Below are 20,629 nucleotides of genomic sequence, written 5' to 3' on the forward strand. Positions count from 1 at the left end.
ACTGTCCATAGATGCATTCGCCTTGACGGGTGCTGAATCTATCGCTTGGGTATGACCTGTTACCATACCCTGATTAACACACATCCCTAATACCTTGGTAAAAACATCTTCAAATACAGTTTCCGGATACAGTTGACGTGTACGACTTATAGTAGAATGCCAGGGTAATTCTTCATCGATGTCATAGCCTAAAAAATATAGTATATCCAATCGCATACCGCTATGCTGTATCAATTGACGGTCACTGATAATATTCTCTAAATAGCCTACCAAACATAGCTTGAAGAATACTATGGGATCGATGCTTTTTTGTCCTCTAGATCCATAATAGCTCTTGGTTTGTACATAAAGAAAATCTAAATCTAAAACGGCTTTTAAGCGTCTGTAAAAATTAGACTCTGGAATTCGATCACTTAACTGAAATTGAGCAAATAACTTCTCTTGATAATTTTTCTTACCTTGCATATATAAAAATACGAAATTTCTTTATATTTATAAAGGATTTGTGCAACAGGCACAATGTATATGAAAAATAGCGTAAGTCATTGCTGATACTAAGTTTTTTGTATTTTTTTAAAAATCGTCAAATTTAAAAATTTGGCTTGTGCTTAATACGAAATTAATTTTCTAATTTACACACTACGAGATATTTAAAGATAGTTATAGCTCATTTGAGAAACAATAAAACTCTTAAACAAAAGGTTTGTGTAAATAAAAATAGAGATATGGTAAAATGGATTAAAATAATGATTTACTTTTTTTCAACGTTACCTTTAATTTTCTCAATTTTAATATTGACTTTTTATTTTCACGCTGCGAAAATCATCGGACATTTACCAAGATATAATCAACCAGACCCAAAAAAACTGGAAATCTATGGAATATATCACCCAATTATTAATTTCACTGGAAATATTTGGATATACTCATTTTTAATTTGGCTGATTCTAATTATAACATTTAGTTATAAATTACGAAAAAAGTTAAATTATAAATTAATATTAATATCGATTATCTGTCAAACCATACCAATTATTATTTCCTTTACTGAAATACTTGAATGGTATGCTGACTAAAAAAATCTGCTACCGCTAAGCTCAAGCTTAGTGGTAGCAATTTCACTAATTAAATTATAAGTGTTCATTTGCTATTATACATTATTCAATTTAAAACTTATTTAATGTTATATCATCTTTATTAAAACCAGCAGAGTTCCCCTCCTTGGAGGGGCTAGGGGTGGGTTTTTATATAGCACTTAAGAGTAGCAGACTTCAATTACAAAATATTTTGTTTTATAAAATGTTATGATTTTTATGAAATGATTTACACAACTGAGATACTATTTTAGTTTTAAAACAAATATTAGCGGCTACACCCGCGCAAGGGATTGAACGGCGTGTTTGAAATCCCCGACGTAGGAGGGATTGAGTAGTGAAAGCCCGACCCTTGTGGTTGCGCCAAAAATAAAATTACAGATAAACCTAACCAATGCCGTTATAGTTAAAACAAATTGGCAGCTTGTAAGTTTTGGGTTATTTTTTGACTAAGTTTGTGTAATTAAAATGAAATAAAAATTTAAAAATATATATTATGGCATTAGAAATAACAGACGCAAGTTTTGAAGAAACAGTACTAAAGAGTGAAAAGCCAGTATTGGTTGATTTTTGGGCTGCTTGGTGCGGACCTTGTAGAATGGTTGGGCCGGTGATTGAGCAAATTAGTGATGAGTATGATGGTAAAGCTGTTGTAGGTAAGGTGGATGTTGATGCTAATCAAGAGTTTGCTGCTAAATATGGTGTTAGAAATATACCAACTGTTTTGGTGTTTCAAAACGGAGAAGTTGTTGGAAGACAAGTAGGTGTTGCACCAAAGAATGCTTACACAGATGCAATAGACGCGCTTTTGTAGTATTTCAATAAAAGAAAGTTAAAAAGGTTTGCCTTATGGTGAACCTTTTTTTATTTTAGATGCTTAATAAATTTGATGTAAGATGAATAAAAATAAAGTTCAAGACGCGATAGATAATAAATTACTAGAGCAACGTAAGGTGTTTTTATGGGGTATGGTTGAGGATAAATCGGCTAAACACGTGATAGATCGTTTGTTGTATTTGGATGCTTTGGGAAATGCTGATATACAGTTGTATATTAATAGTCCTGGTGGTTATGTAACCTCTGGTTTTGCAATGTATGATTGTATTAAATCTTTAAATAGTGATGTGTCTACCATTTGTACTGGTTTGGCAGCCTCTATGGGGTCTATTCTATTAAGTGTTGGTACTAAAGGTAAGCGTTTTATACAACCACATGCACGTGTAATGATTCACCAACCAAGCGGTGGTGCTCGTGGGCAGGCTAGTGATATTGAAATTACGGCGCAAGAGATTTTGAAAACGAAAGAGTTAAGTGCAAAAATTTTAGCGGATAACTGCGGACAAGATTTTGATAAAGTAATGAAAGACTTTAATCGCGACCATTGGATGGGTGCGGAAGAATCTGTAGCTTATGGTATTGTTGATGGGGTGATATAAGCCCCTTCTAACCTCCCCGAAGGGAGGAATTCTAGCCTGATGGAAAGAAAGTTACTGATTATACTTTGAATAAATCTTTTTATTTTATTAATACACTTTTGCCACAATAGTGTTTCTCCCCTTAGGGGAGATTAAGAGGGGCGTATGAATTTACAAAACGAACTTAATAAAGCAGAAGGTTTTAAAAATCTTGAATTACTTGCAAAACAAGTGGTTGAAGGGTTTATTGCTGGCATGCATAAAAGTCCGTTTCATGGGTTTTCGGCAGAATTTGCAGAGCATAAAATTTACAATCGTGGGGAGAGTACACGCCATATAGATTGGAAATTATTTGCAAAAACCGATAAACTCTACACAAAGCGCTATGATGATGAAACCAATTTGCGATGTCACATTATTTTGGATAATAGTAGCTCTATGCACTACCCAAAGTTAGAGTCGTTTTCTTTTGATAATTTAAATAAAGTAGGGTTTTCGGTATTGGCTGCAGCTTCTTTAATGCAAATTTTAAAGAAGCAACGCGACGCTGTGGGTTTAAGCATTTACAGTGATAACTACGATTATTACGCACCTGAAAAGGGGAGCGAGCGTCACCATCAAATGCTTTTAAATCATTTAAGTGATGCTATTCTTTCTAAACCTGTAAACAAGCAAACGGATACGTACAAGTATTTACATGAAATTGCAGAAAAGATTCATAAACGATCTATGATTTTTTTGTTTACAGATATGTTTCAAACTACAGAAGATGAGGTGAAGTTATTTGAAGCGTTGCGGCATTTAAAGTATAATAAGCATGAAGTGATATTATTTCATGTGTTTGACAAGGAAAAAGAGTTGCAATTTGATTTTGATAATAAACCGAAACGTTTTATCGATGTTGAAACGGGTGAACATATTAATTTATACGCAGATACTATAAAAGCTAATTATAACGATGCTGTAACAACTTATTTTGAGGCATTACGTTTAAAATGTGCGCAGTACAAAATTAAATATGTTGAGGCTGATGTGAATAAAGATTTTAATAGCATTTTAACGACGTACATGGTAGAACGCCAGAAGTTTGGTTAAAGGTACACTTAACCCTGAATAGAGGTGCTATTCTAAAAACTGGTAGTAAAATAGTTGTTTTGCATACAGTAATAGCTTGGATTACGGACTATAAAAAATTTAAGGAGAAATAATTTTAAAAAACTTAAAAAAACATTTGAGATATAAAAAAAGCCGTGTATATTTGCAACCGCAATAAAGCAACGGTCTGGTAGTTCAGTTGGTTAGAATGTCGCCCTGTCACGGCGAAGGTCGCGGGTTCGAGTCCCGTCCAGACCGCAACTATTGCAAAAGAAGCTCTGAGAAATTAGAGCTTTTTTAGTATAAAATGTTGTGTTGTCCTAGAGGTGTCTAGGATGTAGTTATACCGAAGCGATTTGGTATTCCAATGGAAAGCTTTCCTTTTTCGATTATTCGAAATTGTGAAGCTTTTTTGTTTTAAGATAAATTTGAACTTATATTAGTAACTTGTTGATTATGTGACTTAAATTTAGGTTGTGTGTCCTATATAATATTAACCAAAATCCTAGAATTATGAGCAAATATATTTTAATTCTTTCATTATCAATCTTTTTTTTGAGTTGTGGAAAAAAACAGAAAAAAAAAGATAAGATAGAGGCGAGTAGTGAGTTAAAACAAGAAATTGATTCTTTAGAACTAGTAACAAAGGAAATTAAGAGTACTGAAGAAAGTATAGAAGTCTCAATAAAGAAATTAGATGATATGTTAAATGAAATAGATAATTAATATTATGATAAATTCAATTAAAGCCACACTGGTAATCGCATTACTATTTAGTTTTGTTACTACGGGTTTTGCACAAAAACCTGAACATGCAGGTAAAAAAGATAAAATCGAGAAAAAATTAAATAAAGAAAATAAAAAAGCCAAAAAAGTAAAAGAAGCTAAAGAAGAGGGTGTCGAGGAAGCTGTAGAAGAAATAAAACAAAAAAAAGACAAAGCTGAAAAGAAAGTAAAAAAGGAGAAAAAGGAGAAAAAAGAAAAGGTTGAAAAAATAGAGGGTAACAGCAACTCCTACGGCAAGGATAAATATGGTTTAGAAGGAAAAGCTTATGGGTCTGAGCGTGCGAGACAAGCTAAATTAAATAAAGTAGAAAAGGTAAAAGAACTGGAAACTAAATTAGATCAGGGTGAGTCTAAAGCTAATGAGGCAAGGGAAAAAGTAAAAAAAGTAAAAGAAAGACTTAAAGTTCAAAAAAGCCAAGGTAGGCTAACAGAAGAAGAGTATAATAATAGAATAAAGAAAGTTGAGGATATAGAAAGAGAAGTCGATACTTTAGAGATGAAGGTTAAAAAAGGGAAAAAACTAAAAAAATCCAAGGCTGAGTAATTTATATTTTAAATCACATTCAATAAAAACGCCTTTTTTCAATTATTGAAAAAGGCGTTTTATACGTTTTGATATCCTCAGAAATGATACCTATCTCTATTTAATAATCTCAATTTTTAATGGATTATCTAGCTTAGTGGCGAAAGCACTCAAATATTGTTCCCAAGCAGCTTGATTTTTAAATTGATCACTTTTTTTCCAGGTAAAACCGGCATAATAAATAGATTTACCATCTACAACCTTTAAGTGCGCGAAAGCATTACTTAAATCTTTTGCTTCGGTTTCATAGGTTTCTGAACCTGTATAATAGGTTTTTGAAGCTACTATTGCAGTACCTAATTCCGAACCGTCATGGGGTTGCCAATAGTTTAACCACGTTTCGTTTTCTTTTGAGGTAACAACACCATCGTTTTCATGCAATGTTAAACCTGCCGAAATAGTATCTACACCATCAATAGTAATTTCGAATTTAGAAAGGTTATTGCCATAATCTAAATTAATTGTTTTAGATTCTTTAATTAATGTGCCATCAGCTTCCCAAGTGCCATAATCTAAAATAAAACTAGTTCTAATTGGGCCGTTTGTAAGTGTTTTATAGCTTATAAAGTTTTTAGAAATATAATAGGTGCTGTCTTTCTTATAAGCAATACCACCAACACCACGGCTAGTACCTACATGAAAATTATCAAGACCTTCACCTGAGTCTTTATGATACGAACCTGTTTTTTCAGTATATTTTTTATACCAAGGATCAATAATAGAATATTCTACACGTTTTAACCACGCATCAATACCACTAGACAGTGTACCTTGTTTTAGGCCGTTTTCAAACCTATATTGTGCATTTGGGCCATAGGTTCTAAACGCTACTTTATTATTCTCCCATGCATAATCATCGGTACGTTCTGGTACAAACCTAGAGTAACATATTTTTTCGTTAGATGTAGTATCTTCTTGAAGTTTAACTAACTGAAAGATGCTTTGAGAATTTGCTTTTATATCTGGTTGAAACAACAATACGTCCATAACACTATCTCCATCAGTATCCACTAACTGAGAGGTTAACATCGTATCACTGGCACTATCTTTAATGCCAAAATTATTCAAATTCTCAAGATTAAGAGATGTTGTTGAAAGTTCAACAGTTTCAAATTGCCTATCTAAATTTAAAGTGTTTGTTATTTTGATGGTTGGTAAAGTCTCTTTTTTATCGCAAGCGAACAGACATAATGCTACCATTATTCCAATAATACGATGTGGTGTTTTCATAATTATAGTGATGTGTTTAGTTTTCGTTTGCTGGTTTACCTATAGTTGCCAAAATACCTCCGTCAACATATACTATTTGTCCGTTAACAAATTTACTAGCTTCAGAAGCTAAAAATATTGCAGCACCTTGTAAATCGTCAGGATCTCCCCATCGTCCGGCAGGTGTTCTACCAACAATAAAATCATTAAACGGGTGACCATCCACGCGAATTGGTGCAGTTTGCGTAGTTGCAAAATATCCTGGACCAATACCGTTAATTTGTATGTTGTGTTTTGCCCATTCAGTAGCCATATTTCTGGTAAGCATTTTAAGTCCACCTTTTGCTGCGGCATAGGCAGCAACGGTGTTTCTACCTAACTCGCTCATCATAGAACAAATGTTGATTATTTTACCAGATTTTCTAGCAATCATGCCTTTTACTACATGTTTAGACATGATAAAAGGACTGACTAAATCTACCTTTAATACTTGTTCAAAATCGGCAACTTCCATGTCCTCAAGCGGTGTTCTTTTAATAATACCTGCATTATTTACTAGAATATCTATAGCGCCAACTTCACTTTCAATTTTAGTAATATTTTCAATAACTAAAGCTTCGTTAGTAACATCAAAAAGATAGCCATGTGCTGCTATACCTAACGATTGGTAGTGCTTTACTGCTTTATCTAGTTTTTCTTGTGATGAGGCGCCATTTATAATCAACGTTGCACCTGCATTACCAAGACCTGTTGCCATGGCTTGCCCCAAACCGTGTGTACCTCCAGTAATAAGAGCTACTTTTCCTTTTAAATCAAATAATTGAGTACTCATAAGTTTATCTTAATTCGTTAGTAGGACAAACATCCATATCTCCATAATCTAAATTTTCTCCAGCCATTCCCCAAATAAAGCTATAGCTACTAGTGCCAGAACCAGAGTGGATAGACCAAGGTGGCGAAATTACAGCCTCATCATTACCCATCCAAATGTGTCTTGTTTCGTTAGTTTCTCCCATAAAATGACATACACCTTGATCTTCAGGAACTTCAAAATAAAAATACACTTCCATACGTCTGTCATGTACATGTGCAGGCATTGTATTCCAAGAGCTACCAGGTTTAATGGTAGTCATTCCCATTTGTAATTGGCAAACATCTACAACGCTATTCACAATATATTTTCTTAATGTTCTTGCATTAGCTGTTTCAGCAGCACCAAGCTCTATAACTTCTAAATCTTCAGTGCCTATTTTTTTGTTTGGATACGCTTTATGTGCTGGAGTAGAATTTAGGTAAAACTTAGCAGGACTATCTTTTGAGTCGCTTGAAAAAACAACATCTTTATTACCTTTACCCAAATAAAGTCCTTCTTTATGGTCTAAATTAAAAAAAGTACCATCTACAGAAACAGTACCACTACCACCTATATTGATAATTCCTAGTTCTCGTCTTTCTAAAAAGTAAGAAGATTTTAAAGGATCAATGGTCTCTAAAGAAACTTGTTGTGTTACAGGAGATACACCAGCTGTTATAAACCTATCGTAATGCGAGTATACGTAACTAAGTGTATCTTTTTTGAATAGATTTTGAATTAAAAATTCATCCCTTAGTTCTTGGGTGTCCATTGTTTTAACTTCTCTGGGTGAAGCTGCGTATCTTACTTCAAAATTATTTGCCATGATTATTTTATTGGTTTTTAATTGAAAAATTTCAGTAAAAATAACAATTTTATTTCAAAATACAATCGATTGTATTTTTAGATTTTTTGATATATTTGAAGTCTGTATACTAAAAATCATAACTATTACTATCATCAAAAACCTAAAATGGTTTCTTTTCAAGATTAATTTTTATAATGAACACAGGAAAAGTTACAATTCATGATATCTCTAAAGCTTTAAACATTGATAGTTCTACAGTGTCAAGAGCGCTAAATAATAGTGTAAGAGTTTCAAAAACTACAAAAGAAAAAATTTTAGCAAAAGCGAAGGAATTAGGGTATCAACGTAATAGTTTAGCGTCTAACTTAAGAACAAATAAAACCAATACAATAGGTGTAGTAGTACCTAGAATTTCGAGACACTTTTTTTCTACAGTTATTGCAGGTATTGAGGAAACTGCTTATGATAATGGCTATAACGTAGTTATTTGTCAATCTTTAGAGCAGTTAAAGCGCGAACAAATAATTACAGAAACATTAGTGTCTAATAGAGTAGACGGACTTTTAATTTCTATCTCTATGCAAACTACGTCTTTTGAGCATTTAGAGGCTTTTGAGGGTTATGGTGCTCCTATAGTTTTTTACGATAGGCCATGTAATTTTAAAAACTCTAGTAGCGTAAGTATAGATGATTTTGAAGCGAGTTTTAAAGCTACCGAACATCTTATCTTGCAAGGATGTAATCATATTGTGCATTTTGGAGGCCCTCAGGATATCACGTTATATCAAAATAGAAAGGAAGGCTACAAAGCTGCTTTGGTAAAACATGGATTAGGTTACAATCCAGACTATTTTTTTTCCACAAAATTAAGTGAAGAAGATGGAGTTGCTATGGCAAAAAAAATAGTAAAATTTAGTACTGTTGATGGTATTGTGTCTGCCAATGATACCGCAGCAATTAGTGCCATGCGTTATTTAAAAAGTGTTGGTAAACATATACCAAAAGATATTGCCGTTGTTGGGTTTAATAACGACCCAATTTCTGCAGTAATTGAACCTTCATTAACCACTATTAATCAAGCAGATTTTAATATGGGAAAAAAAGCAACCATGATATTGATAGAACAGATAAAAAATAATAGAACTACTAGGCTGTCAGTAGTGCTAGAATCAGAGTTAATTGTTAGAGATTCATCAAAATATAAAAATGATTAATTAGTTAATTTTTAAAATCTGTATTTTGAATATGAACAATTTATTGTAGTATTGTATTTTGTATACAAAATACAAAAGTAGATTTATGATACAACATACTGATTTAAGTCAGCCTATCTATAAACGCTTAAAAGAGATGATTCGCAATGGCGAGTTAAAGCAGGGTGAAAAAATTATTCAGGAAAAAATAGCTGAAGCATTAGGTGTAAGTAGAACACCGTTGATGAAAGCATTACTTGCACTAGAAAATGAGTATTTGGTGCAAAGTATTCCTAGAAGAGGTATGTATTTGCGAGTGTTAGATTATAAAGAAATTATAGATATTTATACCTGTAGAGAAGCGTTAGAAGGAATGGCAGCCAGAATACTTGCAACAAGAAAGGATATGGAGATTTCAAAAGAATTAAGAGCTTGTTTTACACCTTTTGGTAATGAAAAAAGTATAGATACAAATGCTTATGCTGAGGCTGATGAGAATTTTCATTCCTTATTAATAAAATTGACTGATAATGCACCTTTAGATAATATATACTTTTTTAGCAATATTCATGATAAAGTAGTTGGGCATGGTTTGGTAAGACCACCAGAGGAAACATTAGAGGAACACTTTAAAATTATAAATGCTATTGAAAACGGAAACCCCGATAAGGCTGAAGCACTTGTGCGTGAGCATATCAATACATCAAAAGAATTATTAATAAATCAACATAAAAAATCAAAAAAGTGAGTAATTACAAAATTGCAGTAGTACCTGGAGATGGTATAGGAAACGAAATAGTACCAGAAGGTTTAAGAGTTATAGAAGCTGTAGCAAAAAAACATAATTTTTCTATTGAAACAGAAGAGTTTGGTTGGGGTGCAGGTTACTATTTAAAAAACAATCAATTCTTACCAGATAACGGTATAGAAACACTAAAAGCATTTGATGCTGTTTATTTTGGATCTGTGGGGCTTCCAGCAGTAGATGATACCTTACCTGCTAAAGATTATACATTTAAAGTGCGTACACATTTTAATCAATATGTAAACCACAGGCCAGTAAGAACATATCCTGGCGTTACAAGACCTATTCGTTCTGAAAAACATATTGATTTTGTGATTGTGAGAGAGAATAATGAAGGTGAATTTGTGCAAATGGGTGGACAGTTTTTACCAGATTTTGAAAACGGAATGGGTATAGATACCAGTGTTTTTACAAGAAAAGGTATTGAACGTGTTGCACACTATGCATTTAAATTAGCTAGAACACGCCGTAATAAAGTAACGCATATCACAAAATCTAATACACTAATAAATAGTTTGTCGTATTGGGATAGAGTTATAGGTGAAGTTGCTGCACAGTATCCTGATGTAGAGCACCAACAAATGTATATTGATAATTCTACAGCAATGTTTGTTTTAAAACCAGAGCAGTTTGATGTAGTATTAACTACAAACTTATTTGGTGATATTTTAAGTGATTTAGGTGGTGCCATTATGGGAAGCCTTGGTTTAGGTGGAAGTGGAAACATTAATCCAGAAAAAGAATTTCCATCTATGTTTGAACCTATACATGGTTCTGCACCAGATATTGCAGGGCAAAACATAGCAAACCCTTATGGACAAATTTGGTCTGCCGCTTTAATGTTAGAGCATTTAGGTGAAACAGAAGCTGCAAACAGTATCATGGCAGCTATAGATGCATCTACAACTCAAGGTGTATTAACTGTAGATTTAGGTGGTAAAGCCAGTACATCAGATGTTGCAGATGCTGTAATTGCTAATCTTTAAAAAACTTTTAAAATGAAAAGGGTTGTAGACCTCACAATGCCATACTCTAATGGCATCAATGGTTTTTCAAAAGAAATTGCAAAAACTAAGGATGTTGATGGGTGGAATGCAAGTACACTTACATTTTATTCTCATGTTGGTACACATATGGATGCGCCTTTTCATTTTAATGTTAGTCCTCAAACTATTAATGAAATTCCAGTTTCAGATTTCGTTGGGCGTGCTTGGGTAATAGATGCTCGTGACGTTGGCGCAAAAGGATTAATAACAGTACACCATATTCCTAAAACAGTAATAGAGGCGTTTACACCAGGTGATAGTTTAATTATCTGGACGGAATGGTCTCAATACGCAGGTACACAAAAATACAGAGATGAATTACCTAGAATTAGCGAAGAGTTAGCGCATTGGTGTGTTGCACATAACGTAAAGATGATTGCTGTAGAACCACCTTCTGTAGCTGATGTAAACAATTTGGTTGAGGTTACTAAAATTCATGAAATCTTGTTAGCAGGGGTTGTTATTATTGAAGGTTTAACCAACATAGCTGCTATAAAAACTGATTGCGTAGAGCTTATAGCATTACCTCTTAAAATAGAAAAAGGCGATGGTGCTCCTGCACGAGTTATCGCTATAGAACGTTAATAATGACAGAATCTTTAAAGTATATTATACAAAATTTTCCTAAGGAAGATAAATATGATTACCGTTCAGAAAATAATGCATTGTTTTCTAAATTGAATAAAACATGTATTGTAGTTGATGATGATCCTACAGGGAATCAAACGGTTTATGGCATTCCATTGCTTACGAGTTGGAGTATGGACGTATTTGTAAAAGAATTTTTAGAAGGTACTCCGGTGTTTTACATTTTAACAAACTCTAGAAGTTTAAGTCCAGAAGCAACATCAAACATATATAAAACAATTGCAAAAAACATTTTAAAAGCTGCAGCTGTCACAAAACGCGATTTTACAATTATTAGTAGAAGTGATTCAACATTAAGAGGTCATTTTCCGTTAGAACCAAAAACACTTCAAACTAACTTGAAGCTTGATAATACTATTACAGTATTTCTTCCTGTAATGTTTGAAGGACAACGGGTTACTTTAAATGGTGTGCATTACATTAAAAATGAAGATGAATTACTACCTGTTAATGAAACTCCTTTTGCGCAAGACCATTCATTTAAATATGCAAACGCAGATTTAAAACAATATATTGAAGAAAAAACCGAAGGTGCTGTGGAAGCGTCGGAGGTGTTTTCATTTTCATTAGAGCAGATTAGAACCTTAGATATTGCGGTACTTACAGAGAATATTTTAGAAATCCCGTCTCAATCCTACTGTATTTTTGATAGTTTGAATTATAACGATTTAGATAGGGTGTCTCAGGCTTTATTACACGCTGAAAAATTAGGTAAGCAAATATTGTATAGAACATCCAGTTCGTTTATACCTTCATATATAGGTTTAAAACCTAGAGATCTACTAACACCAAACGAAATTTTTAATAAAACTAATAAAAATGGCGGATTGATTATAGTAGGATCATACGTAAAAAAATCATCAGATCAATTACATAATGCGTTGTCACTTTTTAACTCAGACACAAGTATAGAAGTAGATGTTACCAAAGTGCTCCAAGAAGAAAGAGATAGTTATATTAAAAGTGTCATTAAAAAAATTGATACTATTATTTCTAAAGGTGAAGATGTTATTATTTATACAAGCAGAAAAATAGTAACAGGAGCAGATACTAATGAAACTATAGATATTGCAAGTAAAATTTCCAGTGCTTTAGTTGCTCTAGTACAAGGCATTTCAGAACGTCCAAAATATATTATTTCTAAAGGTGGTATCACGTCGCACGATATAGCAATAAAGGGGCTTGGTATGAAACGTTCTAAAGTTTTAGGGCAAGTACAAGCAGGAATTCCACTTTGGAAAATGGGTCCAGATACCCGATTTCCAAGATTACCATATATAGTTTTTCCAGGAAATGTAGGCGATCCTACATCTCTAAAAACCATAATAACTAAACTAAACCACCATGATTAAAAATGCTAAACGTTACCGTTTTTTCCTCGGCTCTTTTTTAATAACACTACTGCTTTATGTAGATAGAGTTTGTATTTCTTCGGCTAAAGATGCTATCTCTAATGATTTAAGCTTAACAGACAAGGAAATGGGTTGGGTATTAGGTTCATTTGCGTTAGGTTATGCATTATTTCAGGTTCCTGGAGGTTCCTTAGGCGATAAATATGGCGTTAGAAAAGTAATGACTTGGATTATGATTTTATGGTCTGCCTTTACTTCTCTAACTGGTATGGCATGGAATTATGTTTCCATTTTATTCTTCCGATTCTTTTTTGGTGCTGGAGAAGCTGGCGCATTTCCCAATATATCCAGAGCAGCATTTTCATGGGTACCTACTAAAGAACGTGGTGCATTTCAAGGTATTAATTTTTCAGGATCAAGATTAGGTGCTGCATTTGCACTACCACTAGTTGCATTTTTAATAGAAGATTGGGGTTGGCGTAATATATTTTACTTTTTTGGAGTTGTAGGTGTTTTGTTTGCGGTATTGTTTTATGTGTTCTTTAGAAATAAACCAGAAAATCATTCTGGATTAAATACCACAGAAAAAGCGTTTATAGTAAAAAACAGACAGCAAGAAGTTGAGAAAAAAGGCGGAGACTTGCCTTTGCGTAAAATTTTAGGTTCTAAAAATGTAATACTTGCTATGATTCAATACATAGGCAGTAATTTTATTTTCTATTTTACACTAACATGGTTATTTACTTACGTAAAGGTTAAATACGGTTTAAATAGTATAGATACAGGCTTATATGCTATGTTGCCACTTTTAGCAGGGGCGGTAGGTAATTGGGTATCTGGTTTTATGGTAGATGCTATTTATAAAAAAGGAAACTGGAAATTATCAAGGCAATTACCTGCAACAATAGGATTTATTCTTGTTGTATTAGGCGTGTTATCAAGTCTATTTATGGATACACCTTTAGGGGCGGTTTTGTGTTTATCAGTAGCTATTTTTGGTGCAGATATGACGTTAAGTCCCTCATGGTCTTTTTGTATGGATATAGGAGAAGAAAACTCTGGAAAAGTTTCTGGAATGATGAATATGGCGGGTAATATAGGTGCATTTATAACATCGTTAGCATTTCCTTATTTACGTGAATGGACAGGAACAGATCAAACCTATTTTTATATAGCTGCGGCCCTTGGTTTTGTAGCCATATTTTGCTGGTATTTTATGAATCCAAATCAAAAATTAAACGATGCTTAAATTAAAAGGAGTTGCCATAGGTGCAGGATATTTTAGTAAATTTCAATATGAAGCGTGGACGCGAATTCCAGAAGTAGAGATAACAGCATTATGTAACTCTAATAAAGAACGTGCAAAAGGAATTATGGATAACTATGGTGTAAAAAAGCATTATACCGATTATAAAGAAATGATTCTTGCTGAAAAACCTGATTTTGTAGATATTATTACACCGCCCGAAACCCATTTTGAAATGTGCAAGTTTGCGGCAGATAACGGTGTTCATATTATATGTCAAAAACCTTTAGCACCTACTTTTGAAGAATCTAAGCGTATCGTAGATTATGTGTCTACCAAAAATGTTAGGTTCGTAGTGCATGAAAATTTTAGATTTCAACCTTGGCATAGAGAAATTAAAAAGTTGATAGATAATGATGAGGTTGGTGACTTATTTAACTTAAATATAAAATCTAGAATGGGCGATGGCTGGGGCGAAGATGCGTACTTATCTAGACAGCCCTATTTTAGAGATTATAAAAAACTGTTAATATACGAAACCGGAGTACACTTTATAGATACATTTAGATATCATGCAGGTGAGGTGAAAAATGTATTTGCTATTTTGAAGCGTTTAAATCCGGTGATTAAAGGTGAAGATTCTGGTTTAATGCTTTTAAATTTTGAATCTAATGCCACTGCGCTTTGGGATGCTAATAGATATAACGAAAGTAATATAGAAAATTTTAGATATACCTTTGGAGAGTATCTAGTTGAAGGTTCAAAAGGATCAATTCGATTATATAATAATGGTAAAATAACAATTCAGCATTTAGGTAAACCAGAAAAGGAACACCAATACATTCATAATAATATAGGTTTTGCAGGAGATTGCTGTTATATTTTTCAACGCGATTTTATTGATAATTTGATAGCTAACACAGCATTTGAAACCGACGGTGCTAGTTATTTAAAAACGCTAGAAGTTCAAGAAGCCGTGTATAAATCTTCAAAAACAAATTTACCTGTTAATATAATTTAACTTTCAAATCGTTAAAACATCATTTTTTAGTTAGCTATTTTCGTAAATTGCATTTGTGATATAAACAATTTACAATCTATGGTAACCCTAAAACAACTTGCAAAAGAGTTAAACGTTTCTATTTCTACCGTTTCTAAAGCACTTAATGATAGTGAGGAAATTGGTGAAGGAACTAGAAAACGTGTTAAAAAATTGGCAGCGTTGTATAATTATAAACCCAACAAAGTAGCATTAAGTTTAAAACAAAATAAAACAAAAACCATAGGTGTAATTATTCCAGATATTCTTAATCATTTTTTATCAAAGGTGCTTTTTGGTATAGAAAGAGAAGCTAATAAGCATGGTTACAATATTATTACATGTATTTCAAATGAATCTTTGCAAAAGGAAAAAGAAAGTTTAGAACTTTTGGCTAATGGAAGCGTTGATGGTTTTATTTTAAGTATTGCAGAAGAAACTCAAACTAAAAACGAAATAAACCATTTTAAAGAGACTATTACTCAAGGTTTACCTATAGTTATGTTTGATAGAGTGGCTCATGATGTTAAGTGTGATAAAGTAATAGTAGATGACTTTGAGTCAACCTACAGCGCAACAAAACGATTAATTGCAGAAGGAAGAAAAAATATAGTTTTTATAAGTAATATTGATACCATTAGTGTTGGTAAGCTTAGGGAACGAGGTTATAATAAATCTATATTAGAAGAAGGTTTATTACCTAAAGTGTTAATTCTAAAAAAGAGTGATGATTCTCAACAAAAGATAAAGCAACTCTATAAAAAGAATCAATCAATAGATGGTGTTATAGCTGCAGATAGTGCATCTGGAGTAATTGCAATTAATATGGCAAGAAATTTTAAGAAAAAAGTACCTAAGGATATCTCAGTAATAGGTTTTTCTAGTAAGTCTGTTTCCAATCATTCTGTTCCTAGATTGACAATTATACGGCAACATGCAAAAAAAATAGGATCAAAAGCTGCAAATTTATTAATAAATAGACTACAAAATCAGGTTTCTTCTACAGAAGATTATACAACCAAAATTGTCAAAACAACTTTAGTCAAAAGCAAATCTACCTTATAGTGTTGGTATTCAAATTGTTATTAACATATGTTTAAAGTTTGCTTTAATATACTAATATTTTAAAATAATCAACACTTAAACGATTAAATACGCATTTCATCTAATATATTGTATTTAATAAATCCTTAAGTGTAGTTTAGCGATGCTTTTGAGCACAACATCCCTCCCGCTTAATACAAAAGCTTAATTAATCCTTTTCGACCTTTGGTCAATAAATTCCTCAAAAAATAAATAAATCTGTTTGCAGAAATAGCAATTCGATTTTAATTAATTATTCCATTTTACGAGTATATTTGTAGCTAAATTTTTTAATTAGTATAGTATATTATTTACAAATATGAATTAACCTTAAAATTGAATATTTATGAGAACCCTAAAAATTACTTTATTATTAGCAGTATTATTTGCATCTTTAACATCTTGTGTAAAACAAGATTTAAACGAAGATGATTTATTGATTGATACAGAAACAGAAACACAAATGCCTCCGACTGGTGGAAGCGGTCAAGATGGCTAGGAAAAATAATTTTGAATTAAAACCTCATTACTTTTGTAATGAGGTTTTTTTTATTTAATAAATATAAATACATTTGATTTCATGTATGCCTATTTATATTTTGAAAACTAGACTTTTTTTTTGGGTTTTTTTTATAATTTTTAGTTATTTAAATGCGCAAAATGATGTTCTTAATCGAAAGATTGATTCAGTTAAAACTAAACTACTAGAAATAAATCAATCAGATTCTTTATCCATTTCAAGAGAATATTACTATATAGGGGATTTGTATAGAAAAACCTTAACTAATAATGATAGTTCATATTTTTACTATAATAAGGCAGAAAAAATTTTTAGACAATACAATTTAGGTTTTGAACTTGCTTTGACTTTGTTTGGGAAAGCCATATTACAAACAAATGATAAAGATTACACAGGAAGCGAGGTGACTTCTTTCGAGGCCATTCGTATTCTTGATGAACTACCTCAAACTAATAAAGTGCGAAAATATAAAGCTTATGTATACAATAATTTAGGTATAGTTTTCGATGAACTAGATTTGTATGATGATGCTATTATATACCTCCAAGAATCACTCTCAATAAAAAAAAACTTAGAAGGTAATTTTGTAAGGAGTATTGGTTTAACGCTTAATAATTTACTAAAGGTTTACCGCCGTTCAGGAAATTATGATTTGGCTTTTAAAATCTATGAAGATATATACCAAAATAAAGAATTGATAAATAATTATAAAGATGTCTATGTATTAGCACTCGGTAATTATGCTAATACTTTATTTCTTTCTGGAAATCATGAACAATTACCCGATTTATATCTTAAAGCTTTAAAAATTTGCGACAGTATAGATGATAGATATAATTCAATCATTATTAATCAGCATCTTGCAGAATATTATAAGAGCAAAAGCAAAATTGAATCAGCAAAATATTATGCATATCGAGCCCAAAAAATGTCTAAAGATTATGCAAATGATGACTTGTTAAAATCACTCTTACTACTCTCAGAAATAGAAGAAGGAGAAAAAGCTGTTAATCACTTGAAGGCATATGTGCGATTGAGTGACAGCCTTCAAAAAGCAGAACGAAAAATTAGAAATAAATTTGCTAGAATACGTTTTGAAACCACACAAATTGAACAAGAAAATATACGTATAGGTAGAGAACGAATGTGGCTTTTTATAATATCTAGTATTTTGCTAGTTGCTGCAGTACTTATTTATGTTGTTATTTCTCAACGCGCTAAAAATAAAGAACTCCAATTTACAAAGCAACAACAAGAAGCTAATGAAGAAATATATAATTTAATGCTTGGAGAGCATGAAAAAATAGAAGAAGCTAGGGCTACTGAAAAACAACGTATTTCTCAAGAATTACACGACGGTGTCCTAGGTAGACTATTTGGCACAAGACTGAGTTTGGATAGCTTAAATATAAATAGTAGTGATGAGGCTATAAAAACTCGTGGTCAATATATTAGTGAACTTAAAACTATTGAAGATGATATTAGAAAAGTATCTCATAAGCTGAATACAGATTTTATATCTGGATCTGGATTTATTGATATTATAAAAACAATGGTAGAAACACAAACGGCTATTTATAATTTAACATATAACTTCTATCAAGATGATGCTATAAATTGGGATAGCGTTTCCAACAAATCTAAAATTCATATTTACAGAATATTACAGGAATCCCTTCATAATATTTATAAACACGCCAATGCTTCTCGTGTAAATATTAGTATAAGACTTGAAAATACTGTAATTTGCTTGTTGGTAAAAGATGATGGTTCTGGTTTTGATACTAATAAATCAAAATCAGGAATTGGTCTTAAAAACATGAATTCTAGAATTAAGGAAGTAAATGGTAATTTAAAAATCACATCTGAAATACATAAAGGAACAACAGTAAGTATAGAGATTCCAACCCAATACCTGTAACTTATGATGCAACCAGAAAAAATAAAAATTTTAATGATTGATGACCACCCTATTATTATAGAAGGTTATCAAAATACATTGCAGTTTACAAAAAAGGAACATCAAGAACTTAGCATTGATATTGCAAATAATTGTGACGAGGCATTAAATTATATGAATAAATCTGTTAAAAACAGTTTGCCTTATGATTTGTTGTTTGTAGATATAAGTTTGCCTCCATCTGAAGATGGTAGCATGAGTTCAGGTGAAGATTTAGCAGAATATGCTAGAAAAGTATTACCCAAAGCCAAAATTATTATTTTAACTATGTTTAATGAATCTTTTAGAATTCATAATATTATAAAAAATATAGATCCGGAAGGGTTTTTGATAAAAAGTGATTTAACATCAAGTGAATTGGCAAGTGCTTTTCAAGCAGTTTTAAATAACCCCCCCTTTTATAGTGGAACGGTTAATAGTTTTATAAGAAAATCTATTACAAGCGATATCGTTATTGATGACAAAAATAGAAAGATTTTATACTTACTCTCCCAAGGTATCAAAACAAAAAATTTGGCTTCACATTTAGATATATCATTGAGTGCTGTTGAAAAAAGAAAAAAACAATTAAAAGAAATTTTTGAGATAGACAACGGACAAGATGAGTCATTATTAGACGCTGCTAGAGACAAGGGTTTTATATAATAAATTCTTGGTTGTTAACTCATAAATACCAAATTTACGTTAAAATACCCTAATTTTATTACATTTTTAATGTTAACTCTATGTAAATTACGGTTTTTCCACAGCTTTAATACAAAAGTTATAGTTAAATTTGTTACATCAACATATCAGATTAATTAATCCCTCGATTATTTTGTTGATAATAGCAATTTACAAGCCCTATGGAGGTGAGAGACCCATAGGGCTTCTTCATTATATCATTTTATTATATTTTGAATAATGCGTCGCTATATTCAAACAACTTGCCAATAAAGAGACCAAGAAAAACAACAGCTACGATAAATTTTAAAAATGTTGAGGTTAAAAATCCGATAAATGACCCGAAAGCTGCTTTAACAGCCGTTTTAGTGTCGTTTTTATTAATTAATTCGCCAACCAAAGCCCCAACAAACGGGCCAATAATAATACCACCTGGAATTGGCGATACTAAGCCTATAACTAAGCCAATGGTTGTGCCAATCACCCCATATTTAGAGCCACCAAAGCGTTTTGTGCCAATGGCAGGAATAATATAATCCAGAATAAGAATAACGGCAGCAATAATAAATGTAACCACTAAAAATATGGTATTCATCGGTATAGCATCAGTAAAATGAATAATAAGGAGACCAATCCAACCCATAATAGGTCCAGGTAATACTGGTAAAAAACTACCAATAATACCAAGCAACATAAAAAGTGCTGCAATAATTAATAAAACTATGTCCATAAATGTTCTTGTTTATATTATTTAGACGTATTTAGATATGCTTTGTTACATTTTAAACTAAAAAATTAGTTTAAACTAATTTTTTAGTTATATTTGTTGAACTAACTTTTTAGTTGAATAAAATAATTGAAGATACAAATGAAACAACTTACTAAAGCAGAAGAGGATATAATGCAAATTTTATGGCTATTAAAAAAGGCAAATGTTAAAGCTATAATTAAAGAGCTGCCCGAACCAAAACCTGCGTATAACACAGTATCTACAATTGTTAGAATTTTAGAAAACAAAGGTTTTGTAGATTATGAAAAGCAAGGAAAAGGCCATGTGTATTTTCCTTTAGTGGCAAAATACGATTACAGCAATCAATCTATAAATAAGTTGGTAGATAATTATTTTCAAGGGTCTTTTAAAAGTATGGTATCGTTTTTTGTAAAGAAAAATGATATGGACATAACAGACCTAGAAGCTGTTTTAAAAGAGATTAATAAAAAAGACACCTAA

General features: G+C 31.9%; 22 protein-coding genes and 1 tRNA gene. 18 read left to right on the forward strand and 5 right to left on the reverse strand.

Going from position 1 to position 20,629, the window contains the following annotated elements; translation table 11 throughout:
- On the reverse strand, window positions 1-465 hold a 465-nt coding region (locus tag ACKGJY_RS11615), incomplete at its 3' end, for a transposase (RefSeq protein ID WP_413974063.1).
- Window positions 466-1,590: 1,125 nt separating this feature from the next.
- On the opposite strand from ACKGJY_RS11615, the gene trxA reads away from it, so the two are divergent.
- The 6 genes from trxA to ACKGJY_RS11645 all read left to right on the forward strand — a co-directional run bounded on the left by trxA (window position 1,591) and on the right by ACKGJY_RS11645 (window position 4,934).
- On the forward strand, window positions 1,591-1,908 hold the full coding sequence (gene trxA / locus ACKGJY_RS11620) for a thioredoxin (RefSeq protein ID WP_413974064.1): 318 nt from the start codon (window positions 1,591-1,593) through the stop codon (window positions 1,906-1,908).
- Window positions 1,909-1,990: 82 nt separating this feature from the next.
- Window positions 1,991-2,530, forward strand: coding sequence for a ClpP family protease (locus tag ACKGJY_RS11625; RefSeq protein WP_413974065.1), 540 nt, complete (start codon window positions 1,991-1,993; stop codon window positions 2,528-2,530).
- 144 nt (window positions 2,531-2,674) lie between these two features.
- A complete protein-coding gene (locus tag ACKGJY_RS11630; RefSeq protein WP_413974066.1) occupies window positions 2,675-3,604 on the forward strand; it encodes a DUF58 domain-containing protein in 930 nt (309 codons plus the stop codon).
- A gap of 184 nt (window positions 3,605-3,788) precedes the next feature.
- A tRNA-Asp gene (locus ACKGJY_RS11635) sits at window positions 3,789-3,862 on the forward strand.
- Between the two features lie 255 nt (window positions 3,863-4,117).
- Complete coding sequence (locus tag ACKGJY_RS11640) at window positions 4,118-4,330, forward strand: hypothetical protein (RefSeq protein ID WP_413974067.1); 213 nt, start codon at window positions 4,118-4,120, stop codon at window positions 4,328-4,330.
- A gap of 4 nt (window positions 4,331-4,334) precedes the next feature.
- Window positions 4,335-4,934, forward strand: a complete 600-nt coding sequence (locus ACKGJY_RS11645; protein WP_413974068.1) for a hypothetical protein — start codon at window positions 4,335-4,337, stop codon at window positions 4,932-4,934.
- Between the two features lie 96 nt (window positions 4,935-5,030).
- Here ACKGJY_RS11645 and ACKGJY_RS11650 read toward each other — a convergent pair whose 3' ends face one another.
- The 3 genes from ACKGJY_RS11650 to kduI are packed head-to-tail and all read right to left on the reverse strand — an operon-like array spanning window position 5,031 to window position 7,861.
- On the reverse strand, window positions 5,031-6,203 hold the full coding sequence (locus tag ACKGJY_RS11650) for a DUF4861 family protein (protein WP_413974069.1): 1,173 nt from the start codon (window positions 6,201-6,203) through the stop codon (window positions 5,031-5,033).
- 16 nt (window positions 6,204-6,219) lie between these two features.
- Window positions 6,220-7,014: a gluconate 5-dehydrogenase gene (locus ACKGJY_RS11655; protein WP_413974070.1), complete on the reverse strand. Its 795-nt coding sequence runs from the start codon at window positions 7,012-7,014 to the stop codon at window positions 6,220-6,222.
- Window positions 7,015-7,018: 4 nt separating this feature from the next.
- On the reverse strand, window positions 7,019-7,861 hold the full coding sequence (gene kduI / locus ACKGJY_RS11660; RefSeq protein WP_413974071.1) for a 5-dehydro-4-deoxy-D-glucuronate isomerase: 843 nt from the start codon (window positions 7,859-7,861) through the stop codon (window positions 7,019-7,021).
- A 176-nt stretch (window positions 7,862-8,037) separates the two neighbouring features.
- Between kduI and ACKGJY_RS11665 the strand changes: the two genes are divergently transcribed.
- From ACKGJY_RS11665 to ACKGJY_RS11715, 11 genes are all read left to right on the forward strand, one after another.
- A complete protein-coding gene (locus tag ACKGJY_RS11665; protein ID WP_413974072.1) occupies window positions 8,038-9,057 on the forward strand; it encodes a LacI family DNA-binding transcriptional regulator in 1,020 nt (339 codons plus the stop codon).
- Between the two features lie 85 nt (window positions 9,058-9,142).
- The gene (locus ACKGJY_RS11670) at window positions 9,143-9,784 is read left to right on the forward strand and encodes a GntR family transcriptional regulator (RefSeq protein ID WP_413974073.1); all 642 of its coding nucleotides are present in this window, start codon (window positions 9,143-9,145) and stop codon (window positions 9,782-9,784) included.
- Window positions 9,781-10,827: an isocitrate/isopropylmalate dehydrogenase family protein gene (locus ACKGJY_RS11675; RefSeq protein WP_413974074.1), complete on the forward strand. Its 1,047-nt coding sequence runs from the start codon at window positions 9,781-9,783 to the stop codon at window positions 10,825-10,827. The genes ACKGJY_RS11670 and ACKGJY_RS11675 overlap by 4 nt, the downstream gene beginning before the upstream one ends.
- 12 nt (window positions 10,828-10,839) lie before the next feature.
- Complete coding sequence (locus ACKGJY_RS11680) at window positions 10,840-11,472, forward strand: cyclase family protein (protein WP_413974075.1); 633 nt, start codon at window positions 10,840-10,842, stop codon at window positions 11,470-11,472.
- 2 nt (window positions 11,473-11,474) lie between these two features.
- On the forward strand, window positions 11,475-12,887 hold the full coding sequence (locus ACKGJY_RS11685) for a four-carbon acid sugar kinase family protein (protein ID WP_413974076.1): 1,413 nt from the start codon (window positions 11,475-11,477) through the stop codon (window positions 12,885-12,887).
- Window positions 12,880-14,136 carry an MFS transporter gene (locus tag ACKGJY_RS11690; RefSeq protein WP_413974077.1) on the forward strand — a complete coding sequence of 419 codons (1,257 nt, stop codon included), beginning with the start codon at window positions 12,880-12,882 and terminating at the stop codon, window positions 14,134-14,136. Before ACKGJY_RS11685 ends, ACKGJY_RS11690 begins: the two co-directional genes overlap by 8 nt.
- Window positions 14,129-15,154, forward strand: a complete 1,026-nt coding sequence (locus tag ACKGJY_RS11695) for a Gfo/Idh/MocA family protein (protein ID WP_413974078.1) — start codon at window positions 14,129-14,131, stop codon at window positions 15,152-15,154. Before ACKGJY_RS11690 ends, ACKGJY_RS11695 begins: the two co-directional genes overlap by 8 nt.
- Window positions 15,155-15,232: 78 nt before the next feature.
- The gene (locus ACKGJY_RS11700; protein WP_413974079.1) at window positions 15,233-16,237 is read left to right on the forward strand and encodes a LacI family DNA-binding transcriptional regulator; all 1,005 of its coding nucleotides are present in this window, start codon (window positions 15,233-15,235) and stop codon (window positions 16,235-16,237) included.
- A gap of 364 nt (window positions 16,238-16,601) precedes the next feature.
- Window positions 16,602-16,754 (forward strand): hypothetical protein, encoded by a 153-nt coding sequence (locus ACKGJY_RS11705; protein ID WP_413974080.1) that lies wholly within the window; start codon window positions 16,602-16,604, stop codon window positions 16,752-16,754.
- 100 nt (window positions 16,755-16,854) lie between these two features.
- Window positions 16,855-18,696 carry a tetratricopeptide repeat protein gene (locus ACKGJY_RS11710; protein ID WP_413974081.1) on the forward strand — a complete coding sequence of 614 codons (1,842 nt, stop codon included), beginning with the start codon at window positions 16,855-16,857 and terminating at the stop codon, window positions 18,694-18,696.
- A 3-nt stretch (window positions 18,697-18,699) separates the two neighbouring features.
- Window positions 18,700-19,380, forward strand: coding sequence for a response regulator (locus tag ACKGJY_RS11715; protein ID WP_413974082.1), 681 nt, complete (start codon window positions 18,700-18,702; stop codon window positions 19,378-19,380).
- Between the two features lie 244 nt (window positions 19,381-19,624).
- On the opposite strand, the gene ACKGJY_RS11720 is transcribed toward ACKGJY_RS11715, so the two are convergent.
- Window positions 19,625-20,128, reverse strand: coding sequence for a DUF456 domain-containing protein (locus ACKGJY_RS11720; RefSeq protein ID WP_413974083.1), 504 nt, complete (start codon window positions 20,126-20,128; stop codon window positions 19,625-19,627).
- Between the two features lie 138 nt (window positions 20,129-20,266).
- On the opposite strand from ACKGJY_RS11720, the gene ACKGJY_RS11725 reads away from it, so the two are divergent.
- Window positions 20,267-20,629: a BlaI/MecI/CopY family transcriptional regulator gene (locus ACKGJY_RS11725; RefSeq protein WP_413974084.1), complete on the forward strand. Its 363-nt coding sequence runs from the start codon at window positions 20,267-20,269 to the stop codon at window positions 20,627-20,629.

The organism is Hyunsoonleella sp. 2307UL5-6, assembly GCF_047345485.1.
Taxonomy (GTDB): Bacteria; Bacteroidota; Bacteroidia; order Flavobacteriales; family Flavobacteriaceae; genus Jejuia.

Excerpts from the sequence above, each read along its gene's own strand:
- trxA (WP_413974064.1), top strand. The coding sequence starts at position 1,591 with ATGGCATTAGAAATAACAGACGCAAGTTTTGAAGAAACAGTACTAAAG.
- ACKGJY_RS11625 (WP_413974065.1), top strand. The coding sequence starts at position 1,991 with ATGAATAAAAATAAAGTTCAAGACGCGATAGATAATAAATTACTAGAG.
- ACKGJY_RS11630 (WP_413974066.1), top strand. The coding sequence starts at position 2,675 with ATGAATTTACAAAACGAACTTAATAAAGCAGAAGGTTTTAAAAATCTT.
- ACKGJY_RS11640 (WP_413974067.1), top strand. The coding sequence starts at position 4,118 with ATGAGCAAATATATTTTAATTCTTTCATTATCAATCTTTTTTTTGAGT.
- ACKGJY_RS11645 (WP_413974068.1), top strand. The coding sequence starts at position 4,335 with ATGATAAATTCAATTAAAGCCACACTGGTAATCGCATTACTATTTAGT.
- ACKGJY_RS11650 (WP_413974069.1), bottom strand. The coding sequence starts at position 6,203 with ATGAAAACACCACATCGTATTATTGGAATAATGGTAGCATTATGTCTG.
- ACKGJY_RS11655 (WP_413974070.1), bottom strand. The coding sequence starts at position 7,014 with ATGAGTACTCAATTATTTGATTTAAAAGGAAAAGTAGCTCTTATTACT.
- kduI (WP_413974071.1), bottom strand. The coding sequence starts at position 7,861 with ATGGCAAATAATTTTGAAGTAAGATACGCAGCTTCACCCAGAGAAGTT.
- ACKGJY_RS11665 (WP_413974072.1), top strand. The coding sequence starts at position 8,038 with ATGAACACAGGAAAAGTTACAATTCATGATATCTCTAAAGCTTTAAAC.
- ACKGJY_RS11670 (WP_413974073.1), top strand. The coding sequence starts at position 9,143 with ATGATACAACATACTGATTTAAGTCAGCCTATCTATAAACGCTTAAAA.
- ACKGJY_RS11680 (WP_413974075.1), top strand. The coding sequence starts at position 10,840 with ATGAAAAGGGTTGTAGACCTCACAATGCCATACTCTAATGGCATCAAT.
- ACKGJY_RS11685 (WP_413974076.1), top strand. The coding sequence starts at position 11,475 with ATGACAGAATCTTTAAAGTATATTATACAAAATTTTCCTAAGGAAGAT.
- ACKGJY_RS11690 (WP_413974077.1), top strand. The coding sequence starts at position 12,880 with ATGATTAAAAATGCTAAACGTTACCGTTTTTTCCTCGGCTCTTTTTTA.
- ACKGJY_RS11695 (WP_413974078.1), top strand. The coding sequence starts at position 14,129 with ATGCTTAAATTAAAAGGAGTTGCCATAGGTGCAGGATATTTTAGTAAA.
- ACKGJY_RS11700 (WP_413974079.1), top strand. The coding sequence starts at position 15,233 with ATGGTAACCCTAAAACAACTTGCAAAAGAGTTAAACGTTTCTATTTCT.
- ACKGJY_RS11705 (WP_413974080.1), top strand. The coding sequence starts at position 16,602 with ATGAGAACCCTAAAAATTACTTTATTATTAGCAGTATTATTTGCATCT.
- ACKGJY_RS11715 (WP_413974082.1), top strand. The coding sequence starts at position 18,700 with ATGATGCAACCAGAAAAAATAAAAATTTTAATGATTGATGACCACCCT.
- ACKGJY_RS11720 (WP_413974083.1), bottom strand. The coding sequence starts at position 20,128 with ATGGACATAGTTTTATTAATTATTGCAGCACTTTTTATGTTGCTTGGT.
- ACKGJY_RS11725 (WP_413974084.1), top strand. The coding sequence starts at position 20,267 with ATGAAACAACTTACTAAAGCAGAAGAGGATATAATGCAAATTTTATGG.